The organism is Bradyrhizobium sp. USDA 336 (genome assembly GCF_044908355.1).
GTDB lineage: Bacteria > Pseudomonadota > Alphaproteobacteria > Rhizobiales > Xanthobacteraceae > Bradyrhizobium > Bradyrhizobium yuanmingense.
The window spans coordinates 7,535,275-7,550,589 of record NZ_JBIYDC010000002.1 but is presented as its reverse complement, the minus strand read 5'-3'; the positions used below and the strand labels follow the sequence as shown (position 1 = coordinate 7,550,589).

At 57.3% G+C, this 15,315-nt stretch carries 10 protein-coding genes and 1 pseudogene; 5 read left to right on the top strand and 6 right to left on the bottom strand.

Annotated features, from left to right (window positions below):
- The first annotated feature begins 1,336 nt into the window (after positions 1-1,336).
- A complete protein-coding gene (gene rfbC / locus ABIA45_RS36210) occupies positions 1,337-1,885 on the top strand; it encodes a dTDP-4-dehydrorhamnose 3,5-epimerase (RefSeq protein WP_404655226.1) in 549 nt (182 codons plus the stop codon).
- A gap of 220 nt (positions 1,886-2,105) precedes the next feature.
- On the opposite strand, the gene ABIA45_RS36205 is transcribed toward rfbC, so the two are convergent.
- The 4 genes from ABIA45_RS36205 to ABIA45_RS36190 form a co-directional block, all read right to left on the bottom strand.
- A complete protein-coding gene (locus tag ABIA45_RS36205) occupies positions 2,106-2,750 on the bottom strand; it encodes a hypothetical protein (RefSeq protein ID WP_404655224.1) in 645 nt (214 codons plus the stop codon).
- A gap of 13 nt (positions 2,751-2,763) precedes the next feature.
- Positions 2,764-3,009, bottom strand: coding sequence for a hypothetical protein (locus ABIA45_RS36200; protein WP_404655223.1), 246 nt, complete (start codon positions 3,007-3,009; stop codon positions 2,764-2,766).
- Positions 3,010-3,203: 194 nt separating this feature from the next.
- A complete protein-coding gene (locus ABIA45_RS36195; protein WP_404655221.1) occupies positions 3,204-4,331 on the bottom strand; it encodes an NAD-dependent epimerase/dehydratase family protein in 1,128 nt (375 codons plus the stop codon).
- Positions 4,318-5,619, bottom strand: coding sequence for an NAD(P)H-dependent oxidoreductase (locus tag ABIA45_RS36190; protein ID WP_404655220.1), 1,302 nt, complete (start codon positions 5,617-5,619; stop codon positions 4,318-4,320). The genes ABIA45_RS36195 and ABIA45_RS36190 overlap by 14 nt, the downstream gene beginning before the upstream one ends.
- Before the next feature lie 946 nt (positions 5,620-6,565).
- Between ABIA45_RS36190 and ABIA45_RS36185 the strand changes: the two genes are divergently transcribed.
- The 3 genes from ABIA45_RS36185 (at position 6,566) to ABIA45_RS36175 (ending at position 9,611) form a co-directional block, all read left to right on the top strand.
- Positions 6,566-6,826, top strand: a complete 261-nt coding sequence (locus ABIA45_RS36185; protein WP_404655218.1) for a hypothetical protein — start codon at positions 6,566-6,568, stop codon at positions 6,824-6,826.
- 1,031 nt (positions 6,827-7,857) lie between these two features.
- Positions 7,858-8,268, top strand: a complete 411-nt coding sequence (locus ABIA45_RS36180) for a hypothetical protein (RefSeq protein WP_404655217.1) — start codon at positions 7,858-7,860, stop codon at positions 8,266-8,268.
- The gene (locus ABIA45_RS36175) at positions 8,268-9,611 is read left to right on the top strand and encodes a UDP-glucose dehydrogenase family protein (protein ID WP_404655833.1); all 1,344 of its coding nucleotides are present in this window, start codon (positions 8,268-8,270) and stop codon (positions 9,609-9,611) included. Before ABIA45_RS36180 ends, ABIA45_RS36175 begins: the two co-directional genes overlap by 1 nt.
- Before the next feature lie 533 nt (positions 9,612-10,144).
- Here ABIA45_RS36175 and ABIA45_RS36170 read toward each other — a convergent pair.
- Positions 10,145-10,383 (bottom strand): annotated as a pseudogene (locus tag ABIA45_RS36170) (IS256 family transposase); the annotation flags it as partial.
- A 1,731-nt stretch (positions 10,384-12,114) separates the two neighbouring features.
- Between ABIA45_RS36170 and rfbF the strand changes: the two are divergent.
- Positions 12,115-12,894 carry a glucose-1-phosphate cytidylyltransferase gene (gene rfbF, locus ABIA45_RS36165; RefSeq protein WP_404655215.1) on the top strand — a complete coding sequence of 260 codons (780 nt, stop codon included), beginning with the start codon at positions 12,115-12,117 and terminating at the stop codon, positions 12,892-12,894.
- A 2,124-nt stretch (positions 12,895-15,018) separates the two neighbouring features.
- Here rfbF and ABIA45_RS36160 read toward each other — a convergent pair.
- Complete coding sequence (locus tag ABIA45_RS36160) at positions 15,019-15,222, bottom strand: hypothetical protein (protein ID WP_404655214.1); 204 nt, start codon at positions 15,220-15,222, stop codon at positions 15,019-15,021.
- Between the last annotated feature and the right edge of the window lie 93 nt (positions 15,223-15,315).

Below are 15,315 nucleotides of genomic sequence, written 5' to 3'. Positions count from 1 at the left end.
CTGCGGCCAGAGCGTCGCGGCAGACCTGTGCGCCTGCCCTCGGGGTGCTGGCGGATGTGCACGAGGCGACTGCGTTTCAAGAAAGTGTATCCGAGTGCGGCGCGATCTGGATGTGATGCTTGAACACGCGACTCTCCATTACGTACGAGCTCTCTGGAGAGCGCTCCCTGCTGGAGAGCATTTATGTGTTTAGCCCTCTCGAGCGTCGAACCGCCCGCCACTTAGAAATTGCGCGTTCAGTCGCGAACCGGTTGTCGGCCTTGATCGAATACAGCAAGGGAACAAGGATTCCCACTACCAGTTCTCGAAGCAGGCGCAGGTCATGACTGAACTCCACGTCAGCATTTCCCCCAACTCGCGCTAGGCTTTGAATTCGGCTCATCAACCGTCATCTACTACAAGAACGTTGGTCCCAGGTGGCAATGCCAACCTGCCCGGGCACCCAAAAGTCAATTCAAAATTCAGCTAGTAATCAAGCCAACCCCGTCCCGGTTGAGTGAATGTGAATATGCCCCCAGCCCCTGCATTGTCCTCCATTACCATACTGTGGCTGATCACCCCGCGAAGTTGCCCCGTCCCATCGCCTGTCAGCGCAACATAATTGTGTAGCTCAGCGCGGCCACGTGAAAAGCAAGTCGCAGGCAACCCATAAGCAGGATGCTTTGCATTCGTAAAATGATTTACATATTTGGTGAGGGTCTGACGACGCCAGCTCTCGACTGCTTTGGCGATGCGGCTGCGGCACTTCCTTCCGCCCAGCGGTCCCAAAAAGTCGATCGCGCCGCTGAGCGGCGCGTTGTCACCGCAGATGAGGGGAAAACCTATCGCGTCTTAGGCCGCGCTCTTCTTGATCTACATTAAGAACTAGCGTCACGGCCGCTGCAAAGGGCGATGTCGCATTTCCGACCATGTCGTAGTTCCGTCGATCGCCTATCGGGCCAATCGATCACCAATATCTCAAGCATTTGTCTCCAGACCTGATTCGCCGGAGCGCCGCTACTGGCACGAGCCTTGCTGCTCTGATCCCAAGTTCTCGGAACTTATGGAGTACGGCATGCACGGTATCGTCTACGTCAAGCAGGCTTTCAACTTCGCGCAGATCCATGGACGCCCCGTGGTCAACAGTTCCATGCTGCACCGGGTTGTTCGCGCTGAACGCATTGCCGGAGCTAAGCGACGAGTGCGACGGCGACATAGCCGAGCTCATCGATGGGTGGCGACCCTTACCACGGCACTGCACTTCGGCGCCGACCACATCGTGCGATCATTGATCGCATATCCGCAGGGCGGTCGGACCCGCAATAGAAAGTTGAGTGAGTCTACCCCGGTATAATGCATGATCTTTACTCAACCTCCTGTTTCGGACGCGTGGATTATCGACATCGAGCGAAGAGGCGATGATCGTGGATTTTTCGCGCGTACCATGTGTAAGGATGAGTTCGCCGAACATGGCATGATCACCGACTACGTGCAGCAAAATAGTGCTTTCTCCGCGCAGCGAGGTACTCTGCGTGGCATGCATTTTCAGACCGGCAGTGCCGCTGAAGCCAAGCTCGTCCGATGTCTGCGGGGAGCTATCTTCGACGTCATTGTGGACCTCCGTCACCGGTCGCCGACCTATCTGAAACATGCGGCGCTCGAACTGAATGCTGAAGACAGACGCCAGATCTACGTACCGCCCGGCTTTGCTCACGGTTACCAGACGCTCATGGACGACACCGAGATCAGCTATCTGGTTTCGGCACCCTACTCGCCGGCCGCAGAGGAGGGCCTCAAGTTTGATGACCGGACGCTTGGGATCGTGTGGCCCTTGCCCGTCACGGGCATCTCAGCCAAGGATCTCTCCTGGCCCGCGCTTACGGCCGAAGGGCCGCCGTTCTTTTAGCGAGCGTCTCTTAAATGCGTGCGTGCCTGAACTCTCGACGCGTGATTAGAACGCAACCCCAGCCTAGTCTGTCATGCTGGCCTTCTACAGCATCCGGCGATCGTCGATCACGAGCGCTTCACTCTCGGACATTCCAACGAGTTCCGGAAGAGTTATGAACGCCGGCCAAACGGTCATCAGCAAAATCGCCTAGGTACCCTTGAGAGCCTCAGCGAGCGTGTCACGAGAAACCACCGTCTGCCAAGTACGTGCTCTGCTCTTGCGAGCGAATCGGATCAAAAGCTGTCACGCGCGCGCCCTTCGCTGCGAGGGCCTGAATGACCGGAATGGAAGGGTCTCTTGATGTCGTCAGTACTAGGCTTAAAGGCGACGCCAGCACGGTCACGCCAAGACCCTCGATCTTTCCCGCGCCCTTTTCGAGCATCTCGTTTTTTGAGGCTAGCGGTTGTTGAAATCGCTCGCCGAGTTCAGGAGCTGCATGTTCGCGCCGCCGCTCGCGCCACATGCGATAAGCACGATCATCCTTCCGAAAACACGACCCGCCAGAGCCGGCGCCGGGCCACGGATAAGCGATCATACCAGGTGTGACGCGGTTGCCGCCGGCCAGAATGGGCGAGCGGCGGTCGAGATGCGGGCCTTTCATGACGTCGGCTAGATCGGCTTTCTGAAGCGCGCAGAGATTTGCGACCTCATTGAAAAACGAGATCAGCGTCGCCAGCAGAGAATTGGCCATGGATTTGATCATTTCCGGCGTGCCCGGATCAGTGCGTACGACTCCGACATCTCGGACACCCGAGTAGAGCCGATCGAGCACTTCGGCGGAGCGTTTGTCGATCGCACTGAGAACGATCCGATCGGGATGCATGATTCCTCGATTGCTAGCCTTCGAGGAGAAATTCCGGATTCATGCCGACACCGAAATCCTTCCCGGCCGTTCTTGCCGCTGGATTCCTCCAAATCCGTAATACCACGTCCGTGATCGTGTCAGGAACCACCGCGCTCTTCACCACGACGATGTGGTAGTCCGGTTTTTCCCGCAACACGTAGCGAATGTCAGTCGCTACATGGCGAATGTACTTCAGATCGATGACAGTGCCGTCGAACGGGATTCCGACGGCGATCATTGACAGTCCGATTCCAAGACGGCCTTTCTCAAGTCGGTGGTTGCCGTCAGGTGGTCAGGAACGGTCTTATCCAGCAATTCCTGAAGCCGTCGCTCAGAGATCAACGTGCACGCAGACAACCTCGCGACCGAGTTCTGCCAGATAGGTTCCGGAAAGAATGCCAACGTAACCTGTACCCAGGACTGAATCTTCAATTACGCATCTCCAGCGCACTGGTTTGCAGAATACCAAATAAGTGCACGCTCCAGACCATTCTCTAAACTCACTGTCGGTTCGTAGCCGAGCTCCCTACGCGCCTTGTCAATCACTGGACAGCGGCAGTTCGGATTATCGACTAGATAGTCCTTGTCCGCGCTGATCTGTTTTACCACCCGTCCAGTGTAATCCCAATTCTTCGCCGCCAGTTTTACAATGCTCTCCGCAAGCTGGACGATCGGAACTTCCGGCCTGTCTGTGCCTATGTTGTAGGGCTCGCCCTTACGTCCATTGGCAAGAATCTTGTAATATCCAACTATGGCATCAGTGATGTAACAGAACGTTCGCGTCGCGCTGCCGTCCGATAACATCACGATGTCACGCCCCGCGAACACGTCCCTGGCGAAATCGGGAAGCACGCGTCGATCCGAAATTTTCAGGCCCGGACCGTAATTATTGAATGGCCGAGCCATCGTGATTGGCAGGTCGCATTGGCGGGCGAAATTCACACAAAGCGTTTCCCCGTAACGCTTGGATTCGTCGTAGCAGGCTCGTGGGCCGGTGCAGGAAACGTGACCGCGGTACGTCTCGGGCGTCGGAATGTTCTCCGGCGTCGGATCCCCGTATATTTCGCTGGTAGAATAGAACAGAAATCCCGAAAGCGGCTTGCCGGATTTTTTCAGCTTGAGGGTATACTCCAGCAAGTGACGCAGTCCCTTAACGTTGGCGTCCATGGTCTCAATGGGATGCTTGCGATAGTAGACGGGAGAAGCGATCGAAGCCGCGTGGATGATGAAGTCGAAATCCGGCGCACCACTTGGAACAGGATTGGTGATGTCGTGCGTCACCAGCGTAAGATGCGGATCCATCCTCAATCCGTTCAGCCAGCTAGGCGTTCCCCGGATCCAGTTATCGTAGACGGTCACATCGATGGCGGGACCTTTGTTCAGACGGTTCCAAGCCAAGGGAGCCTGAACCAGATAGTAGCCGAGGAAACCGCCTCCGCCAACGACCAGAAGCTTCTTGCCAGAGAGCCTACCGAATTCTGCCGCAAGTCTGGTGCCGATATCGGAGAGATCCTCCGTGACGATGTCCTCAGCAGTCGGCAATCTTCTATTTGCAATCATGGAATAGACAATCCTGTTCGAAACGAAGTTGATGGGAAAGACTGGCCTTGGGCGCGACGATATCATTCCAAGTGATCACCTGATCGCGCTTGATGTCATGAATGAGCTTGCAACCCTCAGCGAGCCCCATTGGTAACAGATTCTCGGCCTTTGCAACGTCGTAATTCTCGCACTGACCGTAGGTCATGTACCAGCCGAGCCCATCCAGCGTGTCACCAGCTTTGAGATCGGTCTTGGCGGTTGCGACCACCTCAACCACCGGCCGGCCGATCGGAGCGATCACGTTGTCACCGAAAAGGCGTACGCGAGCCGCAGAAATATGAACCTCGAGTGCGGTTAGATGCCAAGGCGTGTAAAAGCTGTAGATCGGGCCTTCACCCAACTTTCCATAATTCAGGTACTGCGCCTGGGTCCTGTCTTGCGCTTCGGCGAAGATATAGATGCCAGGACTGGGTTTGGCGCCGACCACGTAATCGACGATCCCTCCGAGAGAACGCATCATGTCAATGTCGTACATCCCGGTCATTTCGTCGACGTGACCTTTATACTCGAGGCCAATCATTCCCCGCCGCGCTACCTTCATGCCGGTCGCATTCGCAACGGTTGCCTGCTCCATCGAAATTTTTGTACCGTCGGCAAACGACGTCACCATGTGCGGGGTCTGCCCCCACTGTTTGGCAAATGATGCCTGGGTGGTGGGGTTGCGGTAGCGATCCTGCAATCCTTTAATGTTGCCGCATAGCAGTGGTTTGAGCCCGAGTGTTCGGACGTAGCGCAAGAGATTCATCTGCACGCCGGGCTGATCGCCGTCGCAGCCCGAAAGTATCACGCCCGCTTGATCCGCCTTTAGCTTCAAGATCGACCCGATCGTGGCGTCGAGTTCGACATTCATGGACACGATCGGCTTCCTTGCAGCTATTGCCGCAAGTACGGCACGCGCGCCGTATTCAACATGGCCTGTGGCCTCGATCACAACTTCAATGCCAGCCGCCGCAGTGATTGCCTCGGGATCCTGGGTGACGCACAATTTCTCGGCGCGCATTGCCTCGTCAATCTCCGCCGCTGTGGTGCATTCGCGGATTTCTTTCGCCGGCACACCGGCCTTGAGGTAAGTCTCGATTGCCGCCGACGGCGTCCTGTTGCAGATGGCCGCGATACGCATACCCGGCGTATATCGCATCACCTGGTTGACGATACCCTTAGCCATGAAACCTGAGCCGAACAGCGCTGCGAGCAGGGGTCTGCCTGCAGCAGCACGCTTTGCCAGCCCGGCGTCTACGATCAACATTCCCTCATCCTTTCAGCGCCTCTTTCCAAACACACCATCATCACAACACCAGCTTCCGCTCGCGATTTTCGTACAAAAGATATCGAAATCCACGACCAAAAGCGGTAGTCGATAAGATAAGCAGTATGGCCTTCTCGCCCCTGTAATGGTCGATGGAGCTGTGGTGCGTGGGTGTTGTATGCAGCGCTTCAGTCATCGCCCTCTTTGTCCGGATTACATCGTAGTTCGGGAAAACGGGCATTGGCCCCACCAGCTAAACGAAAACATGGCAATACTGTTTTCGACGTACGGTCTTGGAACTGTAGATGGTCACAGCAGCGAAGTATGACCACGTAGAAATCCGGCTCACCTCGGGATCGCGATAGTGCTCACCTCGAAGACCGTCTTGGGCCCGGGCTGGACCATTTCAGCTCGATTGTCGGGTCGGTTGATCGATATGTTACGCCGGGCACTCTCGCCCGCCGACTTCGGCCTCGCCACAATGACCGACGCCGTTGGTGATGGCGCTGGACATGGTTCTCGAGGTGCCGCGCATCTGGCTCTGACGAGCCTGCCCTGGGTGAACAATAAACCTGCCGCCGAGTTCGGAAGGAACAATCTGCGGGAAATTCATGGGCCGAATGTACCGGACCAGGGCGGGGGTGCTGCGGGCTACCGGAGCGATGGCTTGCGCCGGGGCTAATCCTGGCAGGAAGCTACTGGGCAAGCGTTGTCAACAGTTCGCTGTCGAACTTGCGACGACATCCTACATCCTGGCGCCGTACCGGCCGGCATTCTCTCTGTGCAAGTTTTCGGAGTTCTCGTCGTTCCTGGGCTCGTTCAGTACGACACAGATCTTGAGGGCGCTCAGTTGGCAATTTGATCCTATGCTAATATCTCAGTCTGCTCGGTAAGGAACTCTCCACGTGCGCGAACTCAGCTCGAACCGAGTACCGTACCGCATGCCGTGGCTGCGCACGTACTTCGACAATTCCGCAACACCTCGGGAGAGGCGCGGGGGGTCGGCTTCATCCCAGTTGCCGATGCCCTCAGGGAAGCCGCCGGGGAACCAGCCCGCGTCCACGACGAAATACTCCAGACCGACCCCGGCGACGAGAAGCTCTCCATCGCTGCGTTGTTCCAGACGTTGCCGGATCGGCTCATGCTGCAGCCGATTCTGTCGGCCATCAGCCGTTGGAACTGCTCGCTGGTGTACTGTGCTTATTGAAATTGAGGGATGATGATCGGAATCGAGAAGATTGCCTGGGCCATCTGGAACGGCTGGTATCTTCAATCCACATTGAACAGTAGACTGACGAGGCCTCACGCCTCTGCGAAAATCGACGCGAAGGACTCAAACAGCCGGCAAACCTGGAACTCTGCTGATCATCTCGGCAACCATCGGGACAATTAGAGGGTTGGCGGAAGGTCGCGTTAAACACCATTTTAGGTCGATTCCGATCGTACGGAATTCAGAGGCGGTCGTTACTTTCTGACCTGATGATCCCGCATCATCATGTGCTCTTTTCGCCCCGGCTCTTGTCTATCCCAATGTGCGACAGACTCTACCAATTCTTGTAGGAGATTGTGGCGCTCTGGCGGGTTAGAAGCTCGGCGTCCTCTGCGAGGTCGACAGGAGGAACTGTGCTATCAGATAACTAGATAAGACCTGCTCAAGAGCCTCGGCATCCGGTCGAGATGCATGAATTTACGCCAGCAACGCCCAGCCACTCCTTCGGAGCGCTTCGTGACAATCAGCCTCGTCGTCAAAGAAAATATCGAGCGTATGCATGCAGCCTTCCCGCGTGGACGCTTCGCAGGGGCCACCGTTCTGGTAACGGGCTGCGCAGACGTCCTTGGATATTACTTCCTCCAGTACTTCACGCTAAAAGTCCGAACTCGACCTGAAGCGGGTCATCGCGTTCGACGCCTCTTCCTGCTGCATCGCCCGCGCTGGCTGACCAATCTGAGTGCGAAGTTTCCGGACGTGCTCGAGCCGCGTACGTTCAACATCGCCACGGATGACCTTCAAACGGTAGACGGCGCTCGACACAGCGCACTACGTGATCCATTTGGTCTGATGTTATCGGCAGTATCCAATCGAGACCATCGACGCAAACGACTTGGGATTGCGGCTACTCGAATCCTGTCGGGGTTCGGATCGACTCAACGGCCTGTTGTTCTTTTCGAGGAGCGAAATCTATGGCGATCCAGCGGAGACTGCGATCACGACTCACGAGGAGGACCGGGCAATCTCGCTTGCCTTGGCCGCGCGCCTGCTACGACGAATTCAAGCGTTTTGGCGAAACGATGCGCTACGTCTTCTCCACGACTTATGGCATGTCCATCTTTGCCGCCCGCTCCGACGCGATCACGGGGAATCTCCTCTGCCTACTGCATGGGAAATACGATTACTTCAATATGGGGGTCGACAAGCCGGAGATCTCCGTCCAAAACCCTGCCGAGATTTATCAGCAGGCTTCACTGGAGCTTTTCAGACCGCGCGGCGCGGAGAGGAGTTCCGATGCTGAGTATCTTGTCGACAATCCAAACCGGCGCTGCCCCGTGATCAAGAAAGCGCGGGACATTCTCGGGTACGCTTCCAATATCCACGTAAATGAGGGTATGCGTCGCTGCCTGTCCTTTCTACGCGACGAGTTGGGGGCGTGATGCGCATCACAGTTGTCGGCTCGGGTTATGTGGGCCTCGTCTCGGGTGTATGTCTAGCGGCGAAAGGACACGACGTGACGTGCGTCGATCTGCGGAAGGATGTGGTCGCGCAGCTTAACGTCGGCGTCCCGCATATCTATGAGCGTGGCCTCCCTGAACTGCTCAAGTCAGTCCTTACATCGGCCCGCTTTAGGGCCACCACCGACCTAAACGCCTCGATCGAGACGGCGGAAATCGCCTTGATCGCGGTCGGCACGCCATCCGAGAACGGTGCGATCGACCTCAGCGCCGTCCGGCAATGCGTTCGCCAGATCGGCGCTTATCTCGCGACTACTCCTCGTCACCTGTCAGTCGTGGTGAAGAGCACTGTCATTCCAGGAACAACGGACACGCTAGTGCGGGCAGAGCTCGATCACTCGTCCGGGAAGACAATTGGGGCATTCGGGTTGGGCATGAACCCGGAGTTTCTTCGCGAGGGGGAGGCTATCGAGGATTTCATGGAGCCCGATCGGATCGTGCTCGGTCACGAGGACGAGAGAACGCTGGTGCGGCTCGAGGAACTCTATGCTCCCTGGAATTGCGACAAAGTGCGGGTGAACACCCGCACAGCCGAAATGATCAAATACGCCAATAACGCAGTTCTGGCGACCCAGATCTCCATGGTGAACGAGATAGCAAATCTTTGCGCTGCGGTGGGAGGCGTCGACGCCCTCGATGTCATGCGCGGCGTCCATCTCGACAAACGCTGGTGCCCGATTACCCCGTTGGGCCGCGTCGCCCCACAGATCCTGACCTATCTCATTCCGGGCTGCGGGTTCGGCGGGTCGTGCTTTCCAAAGGACGTGCAGGCGCTGCGCACCCAGGGCGAGAGCCTGGGCCTTCCGATGAACATACTGAATGCCGTTCTCGACGTGAACGCCGCGCAAACGCACCAGATCGTCTCTACCCTCGAGCGAAAGCTCGGATCTTTGTCCGGCCGACGAACCCTCCTTCTCGGCCTCTCCTTCAAACCGAACACCGACGACGTCCGCGAATCCGCCTCGATCAAGATCGTTTACGATCTTCTCCGAGCCGAAGCGGATATCAGGTGTTACGACCCGCTGGCGACGGAGAAGTTCAAGCTCGCCATCGGAATCGCCGCGGACCGAATTCAGTTCTCGTCTGACTGGCGTCGCGAGATCGAGTGGGCCGAGATCATCATCATCGCGACTCGGACGCAGGAATACGGCGAACTCACCTCGTTGCGAGTCGCCGGAAAGACGGTTTTCGATGCGCGTCGATTGATCAACCCAGCTGCAGTGCCCTCGGTGGACTATCTCTCCATTGGGCGCCGTTTGAGCTGAGTCACGCCATGACTACGAACCTACCCCCGTATCGGAGCTTTCCTCATCAGCCTCTCGCCTCGCCGCAACGGTCGCGGCTTCTTGCCCGCGTTTTTCGCGCGGAAGAGTTAGCTCCCGCGGCTTGAAAGGGCTTCGACAGATCAACACCTCAGTGTCTACGCATGCGCGCACGCTCAGAAGCCTGCAAGGTTGCGTCGACCGACGCAATCGATCGATGGATTTTCGAAGTCATGCGGCCGGCCCGCGACAGCTATCCTTTCATGCGCATTATGACTTTCTGCGCATTCCGCTTGATGTCGCCCAGCGTTGCGAGGCGACCTCGCCCACCATTCCGGGATGATGTCGCCCCTAGGTGAGGAAACCTCTTCTGGCTTTGATAGTCCAGCTTTCTCTGCTTTACGAAGGAGTAGACCTGGCCGCGAGCGAGAGCCTTGCGGTGCACCATTTGCCTGATGCGATCAGACAAAGTCGGCCGGCGAACCGATCCGCGCGATCGCGGAGCTATCGCCAAATTTGGGTGACGGCCGGGCTGGTTAGGCGGCGGCGATTTTGGTCTGATGCTCGGTCAGCTTGGCAATGACTCGATCCATGTTGAATCACACCGAAAGCGAGTTTTGGGCAAAAGTTGTGACCATCCAGACGGCGCCCAGCTTTTCTGCGCTCCCTCGATCAGTTTGAAGACCATCGGCAGCGCTGTCCTGTTCGACAGGCAACCCTTCGACCGAATCGTGCGGGTGGCACACGTCGCGAAGGTGCTTTCGATAGGGTTGGTAAGGTATCAGATTTCTCTGTGCCGATGTTTCGCTGCAATATTCAAGATCATAGCGTATGGTGCCACCATTGGGGCAAAGGCACAGGGAGCACGAACGTGCGGGCAGCCCGATACACACAATGAGCGCCGAGAGCTCTCGTTCTGCGTAGTTGCGATCATTCGACCCCGCGTTCACTTCTAGATACTGGCGCTTGGCCTTCGCCGGCCGATAGCACAATCGATCCTGCGTCATATCGCCAAAATCGATCAAGCTAGAACTGCTCGCAAGAGAAAGTTCTATCAGGACCGGACAGCTCACCAATGCGTCAAAGCCTGTCCAGTTGGCATGGGCCTTTGCGTGCGTATTTCGCCCCGCCGGTTGAGGTTACCCATGTTTCGGGTAATGAGAGTTTTCAAAGGCGTCCACCTCAGTAGCGGTTACATGCGGCATTCCGAAAACAATGTTCTATTGGCGAACGCGATCGTGTCTTCTCGTGCCGTTCAGGATAGTCCGCAGCCTGCATTCTCCCCGCGGAACAACGCACACTAATTGCCAGAGCAGTGCTCCGACGTGGAAATTGGGCCGCAGCCGCAAGGTGGTCTCGCTTGGTACGTTTCAAACTCACGGGCCGCTTGGTGGCAGACACAAAACCAAATCGGCCCCGATACTTCGAGCGACATGCGATCCTTTCTTCCCGTCAGGTCTCGGTTAGGAATTGTACCGCGATAATTTTTTCAACACCTCTAAGTTCAACCGCTAAGTTCCTCCCGTTTGGGACCGATCGCGAACGGCAGCCGGCGACGCTCCTCCCATTGTATTAATCCCATTTATCGGATTTCATTTGAGCCGGAGCTGGCTACCAATTCTCGGAGGAGATTGCAGGGCTCAGGTCAGTTAGAATCCCGTTGAGGCTGACATCGATTGGGATGGCTCTGCTCAACGAGGTACAGGAAGGGCTTATGCCACCAGAGATATCCACTTCGCCAACGGAAGGACGTTGTCGGTCTTGTTGGATCGGATTTTGCTGGCAGTGTCCGCCGCGCAACTACAGCAATCGCTCTCGCTGCGCTGCTATACTACAGGAGTCACGGTCAATATTTCAGAGACGAAGGTGTCTGGCTCAATTCCAATACGAACCCATTCGCCCACGCGATCAAAGTTCTGCCGATCCTTTTTGGTTTCATCCATCACGGGCCATGTCAGTGGGCGGGTGGCGATATCGCAGTGCTTCGTATGGCGAATGTCATGGCCACTATGGTGCTGGACTGGACTCTCAGCTTCCTTGTGATCCGCCGACTCTGGACGCGGGGCTGGACGCATGCGGCGGTACCCAGGCTGCGGCCGGCCTTGAAGTCGGTAGCCCGATGGTTGATCTCGCTGGCTTCACGCCGAGCCTGGTGTATGTCCTCGAGACACGAGCGCTCGATCTACCATGGGTCCTCGGGGGATATCCGGGCAGTAACGCAGTCGCGGTGGAAACGCGCGGTCTTGAGAACTGCACTGATCTAGCCAAAGCGTGGGTACCGATCGAGCCGGAGGGCCCGTTTCGTCTTGATGACAATGTCATGGCCTCCTTTGGAGCTCGGCCGGCGGGCTACGTCATCGCCGCAGCGTTCGCCCCCGAGTCTAGAATGGGATCGTCCGATCTCTGCCACGCAATTTTTGCTCAACCGATATGCCCAGCCGCTTGCGGAGCAATCCTGCCGCGAAGCCAGGCGAGAACGTCCGGATAGCCAGAAACGGAGCCGATGGTGAAAGCTGTGATCCTCGCGGGTGGCCTTGGAACCCGAATGTCCGAGGAAACCCACCTTCGGCCCAAGCCCATGATCGAGATCGGCGGCAAACCGATTCTGTGGCACATCCTCAAAATCTACTCGCATTATGGCATCAACGATTTCGTCATCTGCTGCGGCTACAAGGGCTATATGATCAAGGAGTACATCGCCAATTATTTCCTGCACGTGTCAGATGTCACTTTCGACATGACAGATAACCGAATGGAAGTTCACCAGCACCATGCCGAACCTTGGAAGGTGACGCTGGTCGATACCGGCGAGAAGACCATGACCGGTGGTCGGCTCAAGCGAGTTGCTAATTACCTGGCCGATGACAAGGCCTTCTGTTTTACCTATGGCGATGGTGTGGGAGACATCGACATAAGCGCGTTGATTGCCTTCCACCATCGCCAAGGGACGCTCGCCACTCTGACTGCTACCTATCCGCCGGGACGTTATGGTGCCCTAGAAATTCGTGCTGATCACCGTGTCGCCACCTTCAAGGAAAAACCCCGGGGTGACGGCGGGATGATCAATGGTGGCTTCTTCGTACTCTCGCCCAAAGTAATTGACCTGCTGGTGGATGACACCACTGTTTGGGAGCGCGAGCCGCTCGAGGCCTTGGCTGAGCAGCAACAGCTTTCGGCCTACCAGCACCACGGCTTCTGGCAGCCCATGGATACCCTGCGCGACAAGACGTTCCTCGAAGCGCTCTGGGTTGAGGGCAACGCTCCTTGGAAGGTGTGGGACAAATGAGCGCCTCGTGGCAGGCAAGCGCTTGTTTCGGGGGAACACGGCTTTCACGGGCACCTAGCTCGCGGTCTGGCTACAACATCTCGGCGCCAAGGTGACCGCCTACGCGCTGCCCTGCCGCCACCAGCGCCCAAGTCGTTGAAGCCGCCCGCGTCAGGGCCGAGCCGATTCTGGACGACGTGAGAAACTATCATCCTTGTCGTACCGCCGCGCCAGACATCGCTCTCCACATGAATGCACTATCGTGGTGCGCTATTCCTTTCCCAATTCAGTTGGGACCTACCGTAGTAATTCGCCTCCATATCGAAAACGAAATGCTTGGGTCACTAGAAAACCGACTGCCATTGTTACTGGTGCAAGCCCTGGGATCGGACGAGCAACCGCGGCTATGCTCGCAAAGTAGGAGGCCAGGGTTGCTCTTGTGGGAAGTGGGCGGGATACTTTGAAGAGTTGGGCTCCGATAGTTTGGGGCGACAGCATATCCCTACGAGCTGACGATTGATCATCAGGTCGATAGTCCAGTTGACAAATCAAAGTCAGCGGTGACGCAAATCGACATTCTCGTCCACTCCTCGGGGATCATTAAAATGGGCCGACCTGCGAGCTCTCCTATCATGGACTGTGACGAGTAAATCGGCTCTAGTTAGTCTGATGAAAACCTCTCGTTTTCGCGATGATTTCGCAACTCAAGGATTTGTCGCGAATCTCGGGGATCGGATGCGGGGCAAGTTCGAGGGAATCAGGCGGTCTGTTTTCCTGCCGAGAGACCACCCACTTCGCAAAGATCCGCGAACTGGCGCATGATGTTCTTGGCGACCAGAACCGCACACTTGGCCGGCCTTATTCGAACGAAGGACGCCCGTCGATAACCCCTGAACAGTTGCTGACTTCCAGCATTTTGCCAAGAGTGTTTGATGCCATCCGAGCCGGTTAGTTCATCTAAATTGGCGAGCAACTCGAATAGCTGAAGATCCTTGGTGCTGTCGACACATAATCTTACTCCTCTACCATCCGGCGATGGACATAGGGGCTTACTGCGCGGGTCATGAAAATGCGTTCGAGTACGATGCCGGCCGGAGGGCTTTGCAGCTGTTCTGGGTGTCATGCCTCCGGCACCGCGAGACTCGGGGGTGGTCACGTGCCGCGCTGTGGCTTCGATGGGCGTCGGCGTCGGAGTGATCGCCGGTGCCGGGGAAGGCTGGAAGCGCCGCGTGCGATCGTCGCTGTCGTCGGTCACCCGGAGGTTATCGGCGACCGTTCTCTACTTTTCTTGCTCAAAGATCCTCTGCGCCTGAAGCATAGCGTTCTCATACAACCTTGCCCCCATCGTGGTAGTTCTTGACGCTCGGCGCGATCTCGATTGCCCAATTGATCGCCTCTGCCAGCAGATAGTCCTTCGGGATCTCCTGCAGGCCATGCGAACGGCCCCGACCGGATCATCGACGACGAAGGCGGCGGAAATGGCGGCGGCAAAGAACATCGAGCCATAGACGCCGTTCCGGCGGTGGTTGCCGAGGCATCCTTATAGGCGAGCTCCGCCGCCTTTTCGGGCCAGCCCAGCGAGCGTAGGCCCAGGCGTCGGCCCGAGTCCAGGCCGCAATCGACTGCACGTTCGGGTTGTCCTTGTAGCCGGCCTCGAGCGCCGGCACACCGGCGTCAAGATTCTGCAGGAACTTCCGTTCTCCTCAATAGGCGCCGAAGCTGCCGTTGCTCGGCGAGAAATTGTGCTTCCAGAGCTCCGCCTGCTGCTCTTTGGTGAAGCCTTCGCCATAGTTCTCCAGCACCAGCAGGCCGACCATGGTGTAGGCGATAATCGTCGTCGGCGGGCACGAAGGACAACTTGTCCCTCGTCACGTCATCGATCTTGCCTACGATGTAGCGGGGGCGGCCGGGCTCCTTGATCCGCTGCCAGTAGTCGACGGGCGGCCATACATCGCCGAAATATTCGGCCCACGCCTTCATCTGTGCGACAGACTGGAATTCCAGCCCCGCCCCGAGCGTGCAGCCGCCGCTGCGCCCGAGCAGCGAGCCGCGAAAAAGTGCTTGGCTTTATCCGCCGGCACGTTGTCGCTCAGCTTTCGCATCCCGTCGGGCGGAAGCCTGCGGATCTCTTCCAGGGTTTCGGGCTCATCCGGATCGGCCAACGGATTCTGGGCGAGCTAGTTCGAATGTCGTCCTCGCGATGGCGGCTTGGAAATCCTCCAGCACTTTTCGCGCCGGATCAGCATGCCCAAACTCGGCGGCTAGACGGGAAAGCCGCATCACATCGTCGGCGGCCTGCCGAATGTCGTTGATCGGGTTGGGGGTGTACGAAATATCGAAAACCTTCATGCGGGCTTCTCCTGAGTTTGCGTGAGTTGATCCAGCCGGCGAGCGGGCCGGACCGTCGAGTTGATGGCGAGCGGCGAGGCTGCAGCGGCTAGC